The sequence below is a fragment of the Pseudomonas sp. AC532 genome (genome assembly GCF_979258965.1).
In genome coordinates this window covers 563113-579982 of sequence record NZ_OZ409888.1, presented here as the reverse complement: position 1 = coordinate 579982, position 16870 = coordinate 563113, and the positions used below count along the sequence as shown (strand labels likewise).

General features: G+C 64.2%; 18 protein-coding genes and 2 riboswitches. Of the genes, 16 read left to right on the top strand and 2 right to left on the bottom strand.

Annotation, left to right across the window (positions count from 1 at the left end; translation table 11 throughout):
* The first annotated feature begins 37 nt into the window (after positions 1-37).
* Positions 38-210: riboswitch (yybP-ykoY riboswitch) on the top strand.
* The 9 genes from mntP (at position 209) to ACZ0AV_RS02750 (ending at position 8459) form a co-directional block, all read left to right on the top strand.
* The gene (gene mntP / locus ACZ0AV_RS02790) at positions 209-775 is read left to right on the top strand and encodes a manganese efflux pump MntP (RefSeq protein ID WP_499149625.1); all 567 of its coding nucleotides are present in this window, start codon (positions 209-211) and stop codon (positions 773-775) included. Its footprint overlaps the riboswitch before it by 2 nt.
* 329 nt (positions 776-1104) lie before the next feature.
* On the top strand, positions 1105-1854 hold the full coding sequence (locus ACZ0AV_RS02785) for a GntR family transcriptional regulator (RefSeq protein ID WP_499149624.1): 750 nt from the start codon (positions 1105-1107) through the stop codon (positions 1852-1854).
* A 2-nt stretch (positions 1855-1856) separates the two neighbouring features.
* Positions 1857-3581, top strand: coding sequence for a fumarate reductase/succinate dehydrogenase flavoprotein subunit (locus tag ACZ0AV_RS02780; protein ID WP_499153274.1), 1725 nt, complete (start codon positions 1857-1859; stop codon positions 3579-3581).
* Between the two features lie 90 nt (positions 3582-3671).
* Positions 3672-3917 (top strand): 4Fe-4S dicluster domain-containing protein, encoded by a 246-nt coding sequence (locus ACZ0AV_RS02775; protein WP_042552539.1) that lies wholly within the window; start codon positions 3672-3674, stop codon positions 3915-3917.
* A gap of 205 nt (positions 3918-4122) precedes the next feature.
* The gene (locus ACZ0AV_RS02770) at positions 4123-5529 is read left to right on the top strand and encodes an ABC transporter substrate-binding protein (RefSeq protein WP_499149623.1); all 1407 of its coding nucleotides are present in this window, start codon (positions 4123-4125) and stop codon (positions 5527-5529) included.
* Between the two features lie 50 nt (positions 5530-5579).
* Positions 5580-6362 carry an ABC transporter permease gene (locus ACZ0AV_RS02765; RefSeq protein ID WP_499149622.1) on the top strand — a complete coding sequence of 261 codons (783 nt, stop codon included), beginning with the start codon at positions 5580-5582 and terminating at the stop codon, positions 6360-6362.
* Positions 6362-7216, top strand: a complete 855-nt coding sequence (locus ACZ0AV_RS02760) for an ABC transporter ATP-binding protein (protein WP_499149621.1) — start codon at positions 6362-6364, stop codon at positions 7214-7216. Before ACZ0AV_RS02765 ends, ACZ0AV_RS02760 begins: the two co-directional genes overlap by 1 nt.
* Entirely contained in the window at positions 7213-8181 is a 969-nt protein-coding gene (locus ACZ0AV_RS02755; protein WP_499149620.1) for a HEAT repeat domain-containing protein, read from the top strand. The genes ACZ0AV_RS02760 and ACZ0AV_RS02755 overlap by 4 nt, the downstream gene beginning before the upstream one ends.
* A complete protein-coding gene (locus tag ACZ0AV_RS02750) occupies positions 8178-8459 on the top strand; it encodes a DUF971 domain-containing protein (RefSeq protein ID WP_499149619.1) in 282 nt (93 codons plus the stop codon). Before ACZ0AV_RS02755 ends, ACZ0AV_RS02750 begins: the two co-directional genes overlap by 4 nt.
* A 26-nt stretch (positions 8460-8485) precedes the next feature.
* Here ACZ0AV_RS02750 and ykgO read toward each other — a convergent pair whose 3' ends face one another.
* Positions 8486-8641, bottom strand: a complete 156-nt coding sequence (gene ykgO / locus ACZ0AV_RS02745) for a type B 50S ribosomal protein L36 (RefSeq protein WP_499149618.1) — start codon at positions 8639-8641, stop codon at positions 8486-8488.
* Positions 8638-8898, bottom strand: coding sequence for a type B 50S ribosomal protein L31 (locus ACZ0AV_RS02740; protein WP_499149617.1), 261 nt, complete (start codon positions 8896-8898; stop codon positions 8638-8640). The genes ykgO and ACZ0AV_RS02740 overlap by 4 nt, the downstream gene beginning before the upstream one ends.
* 266 nt (positions 8899-9164) lie before the next feature.
* Positions 9165-9359: riboswitch (cobalamin riboswitch) on the top strand.
* Positions 9360-9536: 177 nt separating this feature from the next.
* Here ACZ0AV_RS02740 and ACZ0AV_RS02735 point away from each other — a divergent pair.
* From ACZ0AV_RS02735 to ACZ0AV_RS02705, 7 genes are all read left to right on the top strand, one after another.
* Positions 9537-10553 (top strand): ABC transporter substrate-binding protein, encoded by a 1017-nt coding sequence (locus ACZ0AV_RS02735; protein WP_499149616.1) that lies wholly within the window; start codon positions 9537-9539, stop codon positions 10551-10553.
* Positions 10550-11584 (top strand): FecCD family ABC transporter permease, encoded by a 1035-nt coding sequence (locus tag ACZ0AV_RS02730; RefSeq protein WP_499149615.1) that lies wholly within the window; start codon positions 10550-10552, stop codon positions 11582-11584. Before ACZ0AV_RS02735 ends, ACZ0AV_RS02730 begins: the two co-directional genes overlap by 4 nt.
* Positions 11581-12348 (top strand): ABC transporter ATP-binding protein, encoded by a 768-nt coding sequence (locus tag ACZ0AV_RS02725; protein WP_499149614.1) that lies wholly within the window; start codon positions 11581-11583, stop codon positions 12346-12348. Before ACZ0AV_RS02730 ends, ACZ0AV_RS02725 begins: the two co-directional genes overlap by 4 nt.
* Before the next feature lie 225 nt (positions 12349-12573).
* Positions 12574-13668, top strand: a complete 1095-nt coding sequence (locus ACZ0AV_RS02720; protein WP_499149613.1) for an ABC transporter substrate-binding protein — start codon at positions 12574-12576, stop codon at positions 13666-13668.
* Between the two features lie 60 nt (positions 13669-13728).
* Positions 13729-14781 (top strand): FecCD family ABC transporter permease, encoded by a 1053-nt coding sequence (locus ACZ0AV_RS02715; RefSeq protein ID WP_499149612.1) that lies wholly within the window; start codon positions 13729-13731, stop codon positions 14779-14781.
* Positions 14774-15562, top strand: a complete 789-nt coding sequence (locus ACZ0AV_RS02710; RefSeq protein ID WP_499149611.1) for an ABC transporter ATP-binding protein — start codon at positions 14774-14776, stop codon at positions 15560-15562. The genes ACZ0AV_RS02715 and ACZ0AV_RS02710 overlap by 8 nt, the downstream gene beginning before the upstream one ends.
* A 65-nt stretch (positions 15563-15627) precedes the next feature.
* Positions 15628-16851, top strand: a complete 1224-nt coding sequence (locus ACZ0AV_RS02705) for an MFS transporter (protein WP_499149610.1) — start codon at positions 15628-15630, stop codon at positions 16849-16851.
* Positions 16852-16870: the final 19 nt, after the last annotated feature.

Sequence of the window (16870 nt, the reverse complement as noted above, 5' to 3'; positions counted from 1 at the left end):
TGGTTTTTTAGCGCAGCGCTTTTGGTTACAGTGCGGGCCTCTTTGGGGAGTAGCCTGCTGCCGGATCCACTCGGCAGCGTTCGTATCAACATTCTCGGCCGCAGCCGTGGTACGAACACCGTTCGGTTGGTGAGACCAATGACAGATACGTGCCTGTGGTCGGGCGCGTGTATCCGTCATTGACTCATGGCCCGACCGAGACGTAACCGTGAATCCCATCTCCCTCATCCTCCTGGCATTCGCCATGTCCACGGATGCGTTCGCCGCGGCCATCGGCAAGGGCGCGAGCCTGCACCAACCCAAATTCACCGACGCCCTGCGCACCGGATTGATATTTGGCGTCATCGAAGGCATCACCCCCGTAGTCGGCTGGTTCATCGGCCAGGCCGCCGTCGGTTTCGTCGAGGAGTGGGATCACTGGATCGCCTTCGTGCTGCTCTTGCTGCTGGGCCTGCACATGATCTACGCCGGCCTGCAGTCCGATGCGGCAGAGGCGGCTGAAAAAGCCAAATCACATTCTTTCTGGGTCCTCGCGGTCACCGCATTCGCCACCAGCATCGATGCGCTTGCGGTGGGCATCGGCCTGGCGTTCGTCGACGTGAATATCTGGATCGCCGCCCTGGCAATCGGTCTGGCGACCACGACCATGGTGACGATCGGCGTGATGCTCGGCCGCGCGATTGGCACGGCCATCGGTCGCAAAGCCGAAATCGTTGGCGGCCTGGTATTGATCGGCGTCGGCGCAGCGATTCTCTACGACCACATGGTGCTTTGAGCCGTCAGCTTCGTATCGGCATTGCTGGTGTGATTGGGGCGATGTGTCATTTGCAAATACTCGGCAGCGACATCGCTGGACAGTTTGACGGCACCTCTGCAACTGCGGACATGCGGACAATGACGCGGCGGGCAGTGCCCCCAGGGCACTTGGAATGATCTTTGGGGCGTCGAGCGCGACCTTTCGCGCATGGCGTGCACGGTAAAGGGCGTCCGCCGACCTGCGGTACATGTCATATGCTTATTTCTAAAATGTATTTCGATTCAGCCTTCTTATTCACTATCATCTCGTCACTACTTGTTATGACAAGTTGATCGCAAAGGATACTTATGCCTCGGCTCATACCGCTTTCACCCATTCCCCTCTACAGCCAGCTCAAGGAGTTGCTGCGCTCGCGCATCCTCGATGGCAGCTATGCGCCGCACAGTCGTATGCCCTCGGAGAGCGAACTGGGGCAGACCTTTGGGGTCAGCCGCATCACCGTGCGCCAGGCGTTGGGGGATCTGCAGAAGGAGGGGCTGATCTTCAAGATCCACGGCAAGGGCACCTTCGTGGCCAAGCCCAAGGCATTCCAGAACGTCAGTACCCTGCAGGGCCTGGGCGAATCGATGAAACAGATGGGCTACGAGGTGCTCAACAAACTGCGCAGCTTGCGCCACGTTCCGGCCTCGGCGCTGGTGGCCGAGCGGTTGCAGGTGGCAGAGGGCAGCACCGTCACGGAGATCCGCCGGGTGCGGCTGATCAACCGCGAGCCGATCTCCCTGGAGATCACCTGGTTGCCCCACGCCGTGGGCGAGAAGCTGGAGAAGGCCGACCTGGTAACGCGGGACATCTTCCTGATTCTCGAAAACGACTGTGGTATCGCCCTGGGCCGTGCCGATCTTGCAATCGACGCGGTGCTCGCCGACAGCGACCTGACCCAGGCGCTGGCAGTGGAGGAGGGCGCGCCGATCATGCGCATCGAGCGCCTGACCCACACCGCCGATGGCACGCCGCTGGATTTCGAACACCTCTATTACCGTGGCGATGCCTTCCAGTATCGCTTGCGCATCGACCGACAGAAGGGCGCGCAGTCATGAGCATCAACACCCTGGAACAGGAATACGACATCGTCATCATCGGCGGCGGCACCGCCGGGCCCATGGCCGCGATCAAGGCCAAGGAACGCAACAAGGCGCTGCGCGTGCTGCTGGTGGACAAGGCCAACGTCAAGCGCAGCGGGGCGATCAGCATGGGCATGGATGGCCTGAACAACGCCATCGTGCCCGGCCACGCCACACCCGAGCAGTACACCAAGGAAATCACCGTGGCCAACGACGGCATCGTCAATCAGGCTGCCGTGTATGCCTATGCCACCCACAGTTTCGAAACCATCGAGCAGCTCGACCGCTGGGGCGTGAAGTTCGAGAAGGATGAAACCGGCGACTACGCCGTGAAGAAGGTGCATCACATGGGCGCCTACGTGCTGCCGATGCCCGAAGGGCACGACATCAAGAAGGTGCTGTACCGCCAGCTCAAGCGCGCCCGGGTAGACATCACCAATCGCCTGGTGGCCACGCGTCTGTTGACCGATGCGGAAGGCGCGGTCAACGGCCTGATGGGCTTCGACTGCCGCAGCGCTGATTTTCATGTGATCAAGGCCAAGGCGGTGATTCTCTGCTGCGGCGCGGCCGGGCGTCTTGGGCTCCCAGCTTCCGGTTACCTGATGGGCACCTACGAGAACCCGACCAATGCCGGCGACGGCTACGCCATGGCCTATCACGCTGGCGCGGAGCTGGCCAATCTGGAGTGCTTCCAGATCAACCCGCTGATCAAGGATTACAACGGCCCGGCGTGCGCCTACGTGACTGGTCCTTTGGGCGGCTACACCGCCAACAACAAGGGCGAGCGCTTCATCGAGTGTGATTACTGGAGCGGGCAGATGATGTGGGAGTTCCACCAGGAGCTCGAAGGCGGTAACGGCCCTGTATTCCTTAAGCTCGATCACCTGGCCGAGGAAACCATCCAGAACATCGAGGAGATCCTGCACAGCAACGAGCGCCCCAGCCGCGGGCAGTTCCACGCCGGGCGGGGCACCGATTACCGCTCCAGCATGGTCGAGATGCACATCTCCGAGATCGGCTTCTGCAGCGGCCACAGCGCATCCGGCGTGTGGGTCAACGAGCGGGCCGAGACCTCGGTCAAGGGCCTGTACTCGGCAGGAGATATGGCGGCAGTGCCGCACAACTACATGCTCGGCGCCTTCACCTATGGCTGGTTCGCTGGCAACAACGCCGCCGATTTTGTGGCTGATCGCGACTACAGCGCGGTGGACCAGGCGCAGATCGACACCGAGCGCACGCGCGTGTACGCACCGCTGAACCGCGAGCATGGCCTGCCACCCGCGCAGGTCGAGTACAAGCTGCGGCGCTTCGTCAACGACTACCTGCAGCCGCCCAAGGTCACCAAGAAGATGGAGATCGGCCTGCAGCGTTTCGCAGCCATCGAGGCGGACCTGGACGAACTGAAGGCCAGCAACGCCCACGAGTTGATGCGCGCCATGGAAGTCAGCGTGATCCGCGACTGCGCCGAGATGGCCGCCCGCGCCTCGCTGTTTCGCAAGGAAAGTCGCTGGGGCCTGTATCACCACCGGGTCGATCACCCGCAGCGCAATGACGCCGAATGGTTCGTGCACTGCCACCTGAAAAAGGACGAACACGGCCAGATGATCAGCTTCAAGAAACCGGTCGAGCCCTACCTGATCGCTCTGGATGATGAAGAGCAACAGGCCTACAACCGCTTGCGGGTGCGCGTCGACGCTGCGTGATGAAGCGTATTGATCGTGCGAGAGAACATCGCCAACGTTCGATAGAACGCACCACCTAACGAGAGCCACAGGCTCCGAGGACACCGTGATATGGCCTTTCAACCCCAGGAAATCCTGTTTCGCAGTAATGCGCCCGTGACCATCGACGAAGACAAGTGCATCGCCCACAAGGGCTGCACCGTGTGCGTCGACGTCTGCCCGATGGATCTGCTGGCGATCAACCCAGCGACCCAGAAGGCCTACATGGCCTTCGACGAATGTTGGTACTGCATGCCGTGCGAGAAGGATTGCCCGACCGACGCGGTACGCGTCGAGATTCCCTATCTGTTGCGCTGAACCGTCACTCGCTGCGGGTATCGCTGCGCTCCACCAATGCACCAATGCACCAATGCACCAATGCACCAACACGCAAGCACGCACAAGAAAAGCAGCACGCCATCCGCCAACCACCGGACGCCTGACACCACACCCCCTCGTTTCCCACCGGCCGACCACCCGGCGGAGACGACTCCAATACCTATTGATTCGAGGGGAGACACCCATGCATTTACGTACCACTCTGGTTGGCCTCGCGCTGGCCATCGGCAGTGTCACTGCCCAGGCCGAGACCATTCGCATCGCCATCGGCACCCAGGACACCACCATCAACTGCGCCACCGGCGGCTTGTTGATCCGCGAACTCGGCCTGCTCGACAAGTACCTGCCGCGCGATGGCAAGTACCAGGACGCCAAGTACGAAGTGGAGTGGAAGAACTTCACCAGTGGCGCGCCCCTGACCAACGAAATGGTTGCCGGCAAGCTCGACTTCGGCGCCATGGCCGATTTCCCTGGCTCATTCAATGGTGTGGCTCACCGCGATGCCGGTAAGCAGAGCCTGTTCATCACCGTGTTGTCGGGCAGCACCAAGGGCAGTGGCAACGGTATCGTGGTGCCGGCGGCGTCCAGCGTGCAATCGCTGGCTGAACTGAAGGGCAAGACCATTTCCGTACCGTTTGCGTCCACTGCTCACGGCATGCTGCTGCGCGCCGTCGCAGCGCAGGGCTGGGACCCGCAGAAGGATGTGCGCATCATCGCCCAGGCGCCGGAGATCGCCGGCTCGGCGCTGCGCAGCAACCGCATCGAGGCGCATGCCGACTTCGTGCCGTTCGCCGAGTTGTTCCCCAACCGCGGCTTCGCCCGCAAGATCTACGACGGCTCCCAGGCCGACGCGCCGACCATGCATGGCGCCCTCGTGGATGCCGACTATGCCAAGCAGTACCCGGAAATCGTCACCGCCTACCTGCGCGCCGGCCTGGAGGCTGATCGCCTGTTCGCCGCCGAGCCCGAGAAGTACAGCGAGCTGATCGAGAAGATCACCGGTATCGAGGCTGAGGTGAACTACCTGTTCCATGGCCCGCTCGGCCTGCAGACCCGTGACCTGACCTGGAAGCCCGAGTACCGCCAGGCCGTCGCCACGTCCATCGAGACCCTCAAGCTGCTGAAGAAAACCGATCGCGGGCTGAACATCGAGCAGTTCATCGACGATCAATACATCAAGGCCGCTTTCAAAGCGGAGGGCCGTGATTACGGGCAGGCGCTGGCCAATTACGCGCAATTGCCACTCAAGGCCAATGACGCGGTGACCGGCCAACCGATCACCGACTTCAAGCGCGTGGCGCAGATATGGGTGCGCGGTGAAGGCAAAGTGCGCCACTACGCCTCGCCGGAAGCTGCGTTCAAGGCATTGGCACAGCTTGAGGAAGAGGGTAAGGACATCCGCGCCATCTATGCCCAGGCTAGCGACAGCGGCATCAAGCTGTTGGCCAACCAGGCCTGGTTCGTGCGCAACGGCAAGGGCGAGTTGAGCGCCTTCCTGCTCAAGGGCCAGGCAGAAGCCTATGCCCAGGCCCACGGCGGTGAAGCCCTGGACTTCGGTGGCGCCAACCAGCGCCTGGTAGCCGCACGCTGACCGGCCTGCTGCGCCACGCCTGGCGCGGCGCAGCGCCTCAGAGGAGCCTGATGATGACCGCTCTACACCGTTGGCCCCTGCGCCTGGCTTCACTGGCCCTGTGCCTGCTGTTCTGGCAGGTGGCGACCAGCATGCGCCTGGACCTGGGCCTGCTGACCTTTACCTATGTGCCGACGCCCGCGTCAGTCGTCGATGCCGCCATCGCGCTGGTCGAATCCAGCCGGCTCTGGGATCACGTCGGCGCCAGCCTGGGCCGAGTGTTCACTGGCTATCTGATCGCCGCCGTGCTGGGCGTCATCCTGGGCATAGCCATCGGCCGCTCCCGCTGGGCCGAAGACAGTCTGCTGCCACCGCTGGAGGTGCTGCGGCCGATTCCCGCTGTGGCCTGGATTCCCCTGGCGATCCTGATGTTTCCCTCGTCGGAACTGTCGATGATCTTCATCACTTTCACCGGCGCACTGTTCCCGGTGTTGCTCAATACCGTGCATGGCGTGGATGGCGTCGACGCGCGCTTGATCGCCTCTGCACGCAGCCTTGGTGCAGGGCGCCTGGCGATCCTTCGCGAAGTCATTCTTCCGGGTGCGGCGCCAAGCATCATCACCGGCCTGGCGATCGGCATGGGCACCTCGTGGTTCTGCCTGGTCACCGCGGAAATGATCTCCGGGCAGTTCGGCATCGGCTATTACACCTGGGAGTCGTACACCATCCAGAATTACCCGGACATCATCGTCGGCATGCTGCTGATCGGCGTGCTCGGCATGGGTAGCAGCCTGTTGGTCAAGCGCCTGGGCAGCCTGCTGACACCCTGGTACCGCACGGGAGGGCGTCGCTGATGAACATTCATGAAACAGGCCTGTCCGCCGGCCGCATCGATATCGAAAAATTGACCATTCGCCTGAGTGAGGGCGCTCAGGCGTTCGAGGCCGTGCAGGCATTGGATTTTTCCATCGCCGCTGGCGAGTTCGTGTGCATCCTTGGGCCCTCCGGCTGCGGAAAGTCGACCCTGCTTGGCGCTCTGGCGGGGCACCTGATGCCCAGCGTTGGTACCTTGCGGGTCGACAGCCAGGCGATTGATGGGCCATCACCGCAGCGCGGCATGGTATTCCAGCATCACACCCTGCTGCCCTGGCGCAGCGTGCTCGACAACGTGGCCTTCGGCCTGAAGATGCAGGGTATCGGCAAGGCTGAACGGCAGCAGCGGGCACGCGAGTTTCTCAGCCTGGTCGGCCTGCAGGACTTCGCTTCACGCTGGCCCAACCAGCTGTCCGGCGGTATGCAGCAGCGCGCCGAGATCGCTCGGGTACTGATCAATCGCCCACGCCTGTTGCTGATGGATGAGCCCTTCGGCGCGCTGGACGCCCAGACCCGCAGCAAGATGCAGGAGTTGCTGCTGGATATCTGGGGCAGGGTTCGCACCACCGTGGTGTTCGTCACCCACGATATCGACGAAGCCCTGTTTCTCGCCGACCGCATCCTGGTGATGAGCCCGCGCCCGGGACGCTTCATCGAAGACCTGCGCCTGGATTTTCAACGCCCGCGGCACGCCGGCCTGTTAACCAGCCCTGAATTCGTCCAGCTCAAGCGCCACTGCCTGGAACTGCTGCGCCATGAGGAAGGCCGCGAGCTGCCACGCCTGACGCCGCTCGGGCTGCCCACCGACCATCCGCCATTGCGAGTTGCCCTATGACCAATCTGAACACCGATAACCCTGACATCCTCGATTTGCTGCCACGCCTGGAGGATGAAGACGCGGGCGTGCGGCGCATCGCCCTGATCGAACTGGCGGATCTGGAAGAGCCGGCGGCTTTGCCTTGGCTGACGCACGCGCTGGCCTGTGACATGTCAGCGGACGTGCGTGCCGAAGCGGCCCGCTTGCTGGAAGCCTGGGAAGAACCCGGCGTGGTGAGTGGCCTGTGTGCGGCACTGACCGACGCTGATACCCGCGTGCGTGGCGCCGCAGCGCAGAGCCTCAGCGAGTTGAAGACCGCCGAAGCGGGTCTCGTGGTGCTGCCCTGGGCGACCCATGCCGACCCATTCGTAAGGGCCAGCGCCCTGCGCGGCCTGCGCGAGTTACGTTTGATCGACAGCGTGCCCACCGCCATTGCGGCGCTACAGGACAGTGATGCCTTCGTGCGCCGCGAAGCAGTGGGCATCCTCGGCTGGCTGAAACAGGTCGATGCTTTACCGCAACTGGCCCGCCTGGCCAGCGACGATGCCGACACTGAAGTACGTCGCGCCGCCACCGGTGCGTTGGGGCTGGCCAGCGACGACAGCGTGCTGCCAGCCTTGCAAGCGGCACTGAAGGATCGTGAATGGCAGGTGCGCGAGGAAGCGGCAACCACGCTCGGCAAGGTTGGCCAGGCGAATGCCGGCCCAGCGCTGCTAGAAGCATTGAGTGACAGCTACTGGCAGGTGCGGCTGCGTGCCGTACGCTCGCTCGGCCGCCTGCGATTCTCCGCCGCGCGTGACGCGCTGGTGGAACTGCTGGGGCACGCCATCAGCAACCTGCGCAAGGAATCCGCGCTGGCGCTTGGCGAACTGGGCGACGCTCGGGCACTGCCGGCATTACAGGGCGTCGAGCACGATGCCGACCCTGAAGTGCGCAAGGCGGTGCGTATTGCCATCGGCCAGTTGCGTCGGGTCAGCCCGTGAGTGAAGTGCCTGTCGCGTTACGCAACAGCGCCATGCAGGCGACGCTAACCGTGGAGTGGGGAGACGGGGTGGCACAGGTGCTGGGCCATGGGCGTTTGCGCGCAAATTGTCCTTGCTCGGCATGCCGGGCTGCCCGCCTGGCGCAACGCATCGACGTGGCGCCCCTGGGCGTGCAAATCATCGCAATCCATGCCCAGGGCTATGGTGTGCAACTGGTATTCGACGATGGCCACGACCGTGGCATCTATCCCTGGTGCTACCTGCGCGAGCTGGGTTGAAGCCGCCCAGCCCGCGCAGTCGGGCATCATCCCTTGTTCTTGCGCTGCGGCTTGGGCCGCCCCTGCACGCACTTGAAGCGCGGCTCGGCCTTGCAGATCACGTAGATGCGACCACGACGTTTGACGATCTGGCAGTCGCGGTGGCGCAGCTTGGCCTGTTTCAGCGAAGCGAGCACTTTCACGAGCGGGCTGCGGTGAAGCCGGCGAAGCGTTTGTGGAAACCTGCCACGCGGCCTTCGCTTGCGGTCTGACGCTGCTGGCCGGTGTAGATCGGATGGGAGGCGCTGGACACGTCCAAGGCCACATAGGGATAGATGTTGCCGTCGCTGTGCTCGCGGGTCCGGTCAGTGCTGACCGTTGAGCCGATCAGCCAGTACGCATCAGCCGAAACGTCGTGAAACAGCACCGGGCGATAGTCGGGGTGGATACCGGGTTTCATAAGACCTCCAAGGCAATTGTTATAAAGTAACAATAACAGTCTTGTTGATTTTGGTTCTCATTTCAACCCGTTGTGCTGAATTTTTGAGCACGGCTTCATGGCGGGCGCGTGGCCTGTTCTCGTCCACCAAAAACAGTTTGCTTAAATGTTATAATATAACAATAATGCTGCCGCTATAGACGGTGTTATAAACGGTCCAGCCCCCCGGTATCGGCGACGATTCTGCACAAACCACGGCAAAGCGGTGCCGGGGCGTGGCTGAATCGTTTAAGATGCCGCCCGCCGGTTTCCACCAGGAATTAATAGGGAATCCGTAGCCACCGCAGTGGCCAAACGGAACTGCCCCCGCAACTGTAGGTACCGAGCACGGCTGCACTCGTGTCACTGGGATCGCTCCCGGGAAGGCCGCTGCCGTGCCATGACGTACCAGTCAGGAGACCTGCCGGCATGGGTCTGGTCCGCTGCATTGGCAGCGCATCGGGCGTCAGTAGTCGAACCAGCCGGCGGGGTGTCCGGGAGGGGGCATCCGTGATCACCGTCCATACGAGGGGCGGTGCGGCCAAGGCCGTTTGGCGTGATGTGTTCTCCAGCCTGCGCACTGCCGTTTATGCGTATCCGTTGATTGGGAGATCACCCGCATGTCCGTGTCTCGTATCGCCGTTCTTGCCGCCACCCTCGGCCTGTCCAGCCTGGCAGCGGCCGCTGGCCCGACGCACTACCCGTTGACGCTCGAAAACTGCGGCCACTCGCTGAGCTTCACGGCAGCGCCGACGAGCGTGGTGACCATCGGCCAGGCCGCCAGCGAAATCCTCTATACCCTGGGCCTGGGTGATCGCCTGGCCGGCACCTCGCTGTGGTTCAGCCACGTGCTGCCCGAATTCGAAGCACAGAACGCCAAGGTCGAGCGGCTGGCAGACAACGAGCCGAGCTTCGAGGCGGTGATCAACAAGCGCCCCGGTCTGGTTGCCGTGCAGTTCGAATGGATGGTCGGCAAGCAGGGCGTGGTCGGCACCCGCGAGCAGTTCCATGGGCTGAATGTGCCCACCTACATCATGCCCACCGATTGCGAGGGCAAGGACAACCTGGTCGGTGCCGACGGCACCCGCCTGCAGCCGTTCCAGATCGACAGCCTGTACGCCAGCGTGCGAGAGCTGGCGACGATTTTCGACGTCCAGGCCGAAGGCGAGCAACTGGTCGGCAGCTTGCAGGCGCGCCTCGCCACTGCGGTCGCTGGCGCCGAGCAGCGCCAGGCCGGGGACGTTTCCGCCGCGTTCTGGTTCTCCAGTGCCGACCTCGACCTGGACCCTTACATGGCCGGCCAGAAGGGCGTTGCCGATTACATGATGAAGTCTCTGGGCCTGCGCAACGTGGTCGAATCCAGCGAGGAATGGCCCACCGTCGGCTGGGAAACCCTGGCCAAGGCCAACCCTAGCGTCCTGGTGCTGGCACGCATGGACCGTCGCCGTTACCCCGCCGACGACGTGGCGAAGAAACTCGAGTTCCTGCGCAACGACCCGGTCGCCAAGCACATGGATGCGGTCAAGAACGGCCGCATCGTGATTCTCGACGCCGATGGCATGCAGGCCTCGTTGCGCATGATCACCGGCATCGAAACCCTGGCCAAGGCCGTTGACGGGTTCGATATCAAACGATGATCACGCGCGGCTCTCGTCTGTTCTTGCTGACCTTGGCCTGCCTGTCGTTGCTGGCCGTCGCGGTGATCGCCGGGGTGGCCCTGGGCGAGACGCGGATTTCGCTGTCCGTGGTCTTCCAGGTGCTGGCCAACAAGCTGTTCGGCGCAGGCTTCGTGCTTGATCCGATCGACGAGGGCATCGTCTGGAACTACCGCCTGACCCGCGCGCTGGTCGCTGCCGGCTGTGGCGCGGGGCTGGCGGTATGCGGCGTGGTGCTGCAGGCGCTGCTGCGCAATCCACTGGCTGATCCTTACCTGCTGGGCATATCCGCGGGCGCCTCGACGGGCGCGGTGTCGGTGGCATTGCTGGGACTTGGCGCGGGTATGCTGTCGCTGTCGATGGGCGCGTTTCTCGGCGCCATCGCGGCATTCAGCCTGGTCGCCTTGCTGGCTCGTGCGGCGGGCGGCGGCGCGTTGAACGGCACCGGGCAGATCATTCTCGCCGGTATCGCCGGCTCCCAGCTGTTCAACGCCATGACCTCGTTTCTGATCACCAAATCGGCCAGTGCGGAACAGGCGCGCGGCATCATGTTCTGGCTGCTCGGCAACCTCAGTGGGGTCAACTGGCACGACGTGGCCCTGGCCGTGCCGGTGGCGCTGGCCGGCGTGCTGCTGGTGGCCTGGCACACCCGCGCGCTGGACGCCTTCACCTTCGGGGTGGAATCGGCGGCGTCGCTCGGGGTGCCGGTGCGCCGTGTGCAGGCCACGCTGATCGCCTGCACGGCGCTGGTGACAGCGGTGATGGTGTCGATCGTCGGCTCCATCGGTTTCGTCGGGCTGGTGATTCCCCATGCCGCGCGCCTCCTGGTCGGTGTTCGGCATGGCCGGCTGGTGCCGGTGGCGGCGCTCACCGGCGCGGTGTTCCTGATCGCGGCCGACGTGCTGTCGCGCACGGTGATCAAGGGCCAGGTACTGCCGATCGGGGTGGTGACTGCGCTGATCGGCGCGCCGGCCTTTGCGGTGATTCTGGTGCGTGGGAGGCGAGTGCGGTGAGCTGTGTGCTGCAATGCAACGGCCTGGGCTGGGCGGTCAAGGGACGCGCCATCGTCGCTGACGTCGACCTGCAGGTGCGCCAGGGAGAAACCCTTGGCCTGATCGGCCCCAATGGCTCGGGCAAGTCGACCCTGCTCAAGCTGCTGTCCGGCATCCGCACGCCAGGCAGTGGTCAGGTGCAGTTGCATGGCAAACCCCTGGCGCGGCTGAGCCGACGAGAGGTGGCCCGGCAGTTGGCGTTCGTAGAGCAGCAGGCCGACACTGGCGACGCGGTGACGGTACGCGATGCTGTCGAACTGGGCCGCACGCCCTGGCTGTCGGCGCTACAGCCGTGGTCGAGCGAGGATCAGCGGATCGTCGACCAGGCGCTGACCGATGTCGACATGGCCGAAATGCCTGAGCGGGCCTGGGCCACGCTGTCCGGCGGCGAGCGTCAGCGTGTGCATATCGCCCGCGCGCTGGCGCAGAAGCCGCAGATCCTGTTGCTCGACGAGCCCACCAACCACCTGGACATCCAGCATCAGCTGTCGATTCTCAACCTGGTGCGGGCCTTGCCGGTGACTACGCTGATCGCCCTGCATGATCTCAACCAGGCACTGCAATGTGACCGCCTGGGGGTGATGGAGCGCGGTCGCCTGGTGGCGCTCGGCGCACCGGCCGAGGTGCTGACCACCGAGCGCCTGCGCGACACCTTCGGGGTGCGCGCTCGTTACTTGATCGACCCGGAAGACGGCGCGCGCGTGCTGCGGTTTCAGCCCGTCTGATACGCCTCTGCGTGTCGCTCATGCTGTCGCGGCGTGTGACGCGGCGTCGGTTGATCTGCCCATGATGCTCGAGCGGGTGCGTGCGCTGCCATGGTCCGCCAGCAGGCGACCGGGCAACTCCCTGGGGTAGGCGGTTAGGGCCATATTAATGCGAGTTGTTATTGTTATCGTCCTCTTCTAGTATGCGCCCGGCTTTCCCCACTAACGGGTCACGACGGACATCCGATGAGTATCATTTCGCGGTTAGTACTGCTGGCAACTGCTTCAGCCATTTCCCTGAGCGCCTTCGCTGCTCCCAAGCAGGTCGAGGATGTGCTGGGCCGCAAGGTCACCATCGAGTCGCCGGCCAAGCGCGTGATGCTCGGCTTTTACTTCGAGGATTACCTGGCCGTTGCGGGCGAGCGGGGCGCCAAGGACCTCGTCGGCATCTCCCGCGAGGCCTGGGAAGGCTGGCGCTCGGCGAACTGGGCGCTCCACGTGCAGCATGATCCGTCGATCAAGGACATCGCCGACGTCGGTGAAGTCGAAGTGCAGACCTTCTCGGTCGAGAAGGTGCTGGCGCTCAACCCCGACGTGGTGGTACTCGCCGACTGGCAGTACAAGGGCCTGGGTCCGGATGTCGAACGCCTGGAGAAGCAGGGCATTCCCGTGGTGGTGGTCGACTACAACGCACAGACCGTCGAGCGTCACGTGGCCAGCACACTGCTGTTTGGCGAAATCACCGGGCAACAGGCCCGCGCCAGGGAAATTGCCAACGTCTACACCTCGGCCATCAACGATGTGCAGGCGCGTATCGCGGCGGCCGGCAAGCCGAAACCGCGGGTCTACGTCGAGTTCGGCAACAAGGGTCCTGCCGAGTACAGCTTCACCTATGGCAAGAACATGTGGGGCGCGATGATCGACGTGGCGCAGGGCGACAACATCGCCGCGCCGTTCGTGCAATGGTGGGGCCCGATCAACCCCGAGCAGGTACTGGCCTCCAACCCGCAGGTAATCCTGATCGCCGGCACCGAGTCGACCAAGGTGCCCGGCTCGTTGCTGGCTGGTGAAGGTGTCGAGCCGGCTCAGGCCCAAGCCACCCTTGCCGGCTTCGCCAAGCGTCAGGGCTGGCAGAACCTGGACGCCGTCAAGGACCAGCGGCTGTATGGCGTCTACCAGGGCGCGTCGCGCAGCATCACCGACTTCGCCTCGATCCAGTACCTGGCCAAGGTCTTCTACCCGGAGCTGTTCAGCGACATCGATCCGGTGCGCAACTACCAGGATTTCTACCGCAAATACCTGTCGGTTACCCCCCAGGGCACCTTTTTCACCGGGCTCTGAGTTTCCCTTCGACCCTGCACAACCGGGCACTTGTCCGGTTGTCTGCCTTCCAGGACTGCCATGTCTACCCTGAACCCGTTGGGCGAGGCGCTACAGCGCCAGCGCGCCCGAGAAAAGAAACGCCTGCGGCACCTGTTGCTGTTCTGCGTGCTGATCCTGTTGTTCCTGCTGCTGGATGTCGCCACCGGCCCGTCGATGCTGGGCCTGCGCGACGTGATCGCGGCGCTGCTGAACCTCGACGGGGTGACCGCGACCACCAAGGCCATCGTGCTCGACATGCGCCTGCCGATCGCGCTGATGGCGCTGGTGGTCGGCTCGGCGCTGGGCCTGGGCGGCGCACAGATGCAGACGCTGCTGGATAACCCTCTGGCCAGCCCGTTCACCCTCGGGCTGGCGGCAGCCGCCGGGTTCGGCGCGGCGCTGTCGCTGACCCTTGGCGGGTTTGGCTTGCCGTCGCTGCTGGCGATTCCTCTTGGCGCATTCATCATGTGCATGCTGGCGGCCAGCGTGCTGATCGGCCTGGCGACCATGCGCTCGGTGGGCTCGCATACGCTGATCCTGGCCGGCATTGCGCTGCTGTTCCTGTTTCAGTCGCTGCTGTCGCTGCTGCAGTTCCTGTCCTCGCCGGAACTCAACCAGCAGATCGTGTTCTGGCTGTTCGGCAGCCTGATGCGCACCACCTGGCAAACCCTCTCGGTGGTGGCCGGGGTGACGCTGGTCGGCGGCTGGCTGCTCTACCGCGATGCCTGGAAGTTGACCGCGCTGCGCCTTGGCGAGGCCCGCGCGCGCAGCCTCGGTGTTGACGTTACGCGCCTGCGATTGCGCAGCCTGACGCTGGTGGCGCTGATCACCTCGACCGCCATCAGCTTCGTCGGCGTGATCGGGTTCATCGGCCTGGTCGCGCCGCATATCGCGCGCATGCTGGTCGGCGAGGATCAACGCTTCTTCCTGCCGGTGTCGATGCTCTGTGGCGCGGCGATGCTGTCCCTGGCCTCGGTGCTGTCGAAGAGCATCATTCCCGGCGCGCTGTTTCCCATCGGCGTGGTCACGGCGCTGATCGGCGTACCGTTCTTCTTCTGGCTGATCATTGGCAAGCGAGGCCGCCATGCTTGAGTTGCAGTCGGTCACCGCGCGGGTCGGAAGCAAGCTGCTGTTCGAGAACCTCTCACTGAGCCTTGAACCGGGCCGCGTGCACGTGCTGATTGGTCCCAATGGCGCGGGCAAGTCGAGCCTGCTCAAGGTGCTGTTCGGGGAACTCGGCCATAGCGGACAGATCCGCATGCAGGGCGACGAGTTGCAGACTCGCCACCTGCCGCGCTGGCGCAAGCGCATCGGCTACATGCCACAGGACACCGCGCTGGAGCTTGGCCTGACCGCGCTGGAGGTGGTCCTGCTCGGGCGCCTCGACGCGCTCGGCATGCACCTCGGCGACGACCTGCTGATGACCGCCCTGCGGGCACTGGACGCGGTCGGCATGGCGGCGTTTTCCGACCGCCCGGTGCGCGAGCTCAGCGGCGGGCAACGGCAGATGGTGTTGTTCGCCCAGGTGTTGTTGCGCGAGCCGCTGCTGATGATGCTCGACGAGCCGGTCAGCGCCCTCGACCTGCAGCACCAGGTCGCGCTGATGGACCACCTCTGGCAGCAGACGCGCCGCCACGGCTGGATTACCCTGGTGGTGTTGCACGACCTGAATCTGGCGGCACAATATGCCGACCAGCTGATCGTGCTGGCAGACGGTGCGCTGCAAGCCTGTGGCGCGCCGGCGGACGTCCTCGACGAAGCGTTGATCCGTCGCCTCTACAAGGTGCCGGTGAGCGTGCAGCGCGGCGATGATGGCGTACCGCACATTCGCATCGTCCGCACCCCACAAGAGAACCGAGAGAACTGCCCATGAGTACCAGCGAGACCACCGCCGTGAACAGTCAGAACGCACGGGCTGGCATGATCGAGCGCTGAGCGATGCGCAGCATCTGGTCCCGGTTCCTCGAGCTGTCTCCCGCTGCGCGGGTGCTGATCCTCAACGGCCTGGCATTCAATTTCGGCTTCTACATGCTGGTACCGTACCTGGCCGGTCACCTCAGCGAGAACCTGGGTCTGGCGGGGTGGGCCGTGGGCCTGGTGCTCGGCATCAGGGTGTTCAGCCAGCAGGGGCTGTTTCTGCTCGGTGGCCTGCTCGGCGACCGCATCGGCTACCGGCGCGCGATTTTGATCGGTTGCCTGGTGCGCTGCGTGGGGTTTGCGGTGCTGGGGTTCTCCGAGAGCCTGGCCGTCCTGCTCTTGGCGGCCTGTCTCAGCGGCTTTGCCGGGGCGCTGTTCACGCCCTGCGCCCAGGCGTACCTGGCCGACGAATGCCAGGAGGCGCTGCAGCGCAAGCAGGCTTTCGCCTTGCACAACATGGCCAGCACCGCCGGCATGCTGCTCGGGCCGTTGGCCGGCCTGCTGCTGATCGGCGTCGACTTCGCGGTGTCTGGCATGGTGGCCGCGGCACTGTTCCTGTTGATGACCCTGGTTCAGTGGCGTTTTCTGCCGCTCAAGGAACTGGTCTCCGGCGAACAACCGGTGACCATGCTGCGCCAGTGCCTGGACATGCTGCAGCAGCGGCCCTTCCTGCGCTTCGCCTTGCTGGCTGCCGCCTACCCGGTGCTGTTCCACCCGCTGTACCTGGCCATCCCGGCCTATAGCCATGCCCACGGTGGCGGCCAGGCGTGGATCACCCGGGTGTTCGTGATCACCGCGCTGGTCGGCGTGCTGTTGCAGATGCCGATCAGTGCGTTGCGGCAACGCTGGCTCAGCGAAGGGCAGGGCATGGGCCTCGGCCTGGGGCTGATGGCCACCAGCTACAGCGTATTGGCGCAACCCTTTGCCAGTTTGCTGGGCCCGCAATGGGCGGTTCTGCTGATGGCCGCGTTGTTGAGCCTCGGTAGCCTGCTGGTGCTGCCGCTGCTGTCGGCCCACGTTCCGCATTACGCCAGGCGCGGTCAGATGGCCGCTTATTATGGCTTCTTCGCCGGTGTCGGTGGCCTGGCCGCGCTGTTCAGCAACGTGCTCATCGGCCGCCTGTTGCCGGCTGATCAGGCACCGCCGCAGCTGTTGTGGTGGGCGCTGGTGGCAATCGGCCTGGCGGCAGCAGTCGGTCTGGCTCGGCACATGAGCCGGCTGGAACGGCATCAGGGACAATCATGAGCGGCTGCAATGGGCCCGG

Bases quoted from the DNA above. Each gene is read 5' to 3' on its own strand.
- ACZ0AV_RS02740 (WP_499149617.1), bottom strand. From the start codon at position 8,898: ATGAAACCCGGTATCCACCCCGACTATCGCCCGGTGCTGTTTCACGAC.
- ACZ0AV_RS02730 (WP_499149615.1), top strand. From the start codon at position 10,550: ATGATCACGCGCGGCTCTCGTCTGTTCTTGCTGACCTTGGCCTGCCTG.
- ACZ0AV_RS02770 (WP_499149623.1), top strand. From the start codon at position 4,123: ATGCATTTACGTACCACTCTGGTTGGCCTCGCGCTGGCCATCGGCAGT.
- ACZ0AV_RS02765 (WP_499149622.1), top strand. From the start codon at position 5,580: ATGATGACCGCTCTACACCGTTGGCCCCTGCGCCTGGCTTCACTGGCC.
- ACZ0AV_RS02715 (WP_499149612.1), top strand. From the start codon at position 13,729: ATGTCTACCCTGAACCCGTTGGGCGAGGCGCTACAGCGCCAGCGCGCC.
- ACZ0AV_RS02710 (WP_499149611.1), top strand. From the start codon at position 14,774: ATGCTTGAGTTGCAGTCGGTCACCGCGCGGGTCGGAAGCAAGCTGCTG.
- ACZ0AV_RS02720 (WP_499149613.1), top strand. From the start codon at position 12,574: ATGAGTATCATTTCGCGGTTAGTACTGCTGGCAACTGCTTCAGCCATT.
- ACZ0AV_RS02705 (WP_499149610.1), top strand. From the start codon at position 15,628: ATGCGCAGCATCTGGTCCCGGTTCCTCGAGCTGTCTCCCGCTGCGCGG.
- ACZ0AV_RS02760 (WP_499149621.1), top strand. From the start codon at position 6,362: ATGAACATTCATGAAACAGGCCTGTCCGCCGGCCGCATCGATATCGAA.
- ACZ0AV_RS02755 (WP_499149620.1), top strand. From the start codon at position 7,213: ATGACCAATCTGAACACCGATAACCCTGACATCCTCGATTTGCTGCCA.
- ACZ0AV_RS02735 (WP_499149616.1), top strand. From the start codon at position 9,537: ATGTCCGTGTCTCGTATCGCCGTTCTTGCCGCCACCCTCGGCCTGTCC.
- ACZ0AV_RS02775 (WP_042552539.1), top strand. From the start codon at position 3,672: ATGGCCTTTCAACCCCAGGAAATCCTGTTTCGCAGTAATGCGCCCGTG.
- ACZ0AV_RS02785 (WP_499149624.1), top strand. From the start codon at position 1,105: ATGCCTCGGCTCATACCGCTTTCACCCATTCCCCTCTACAGCCAGCTC.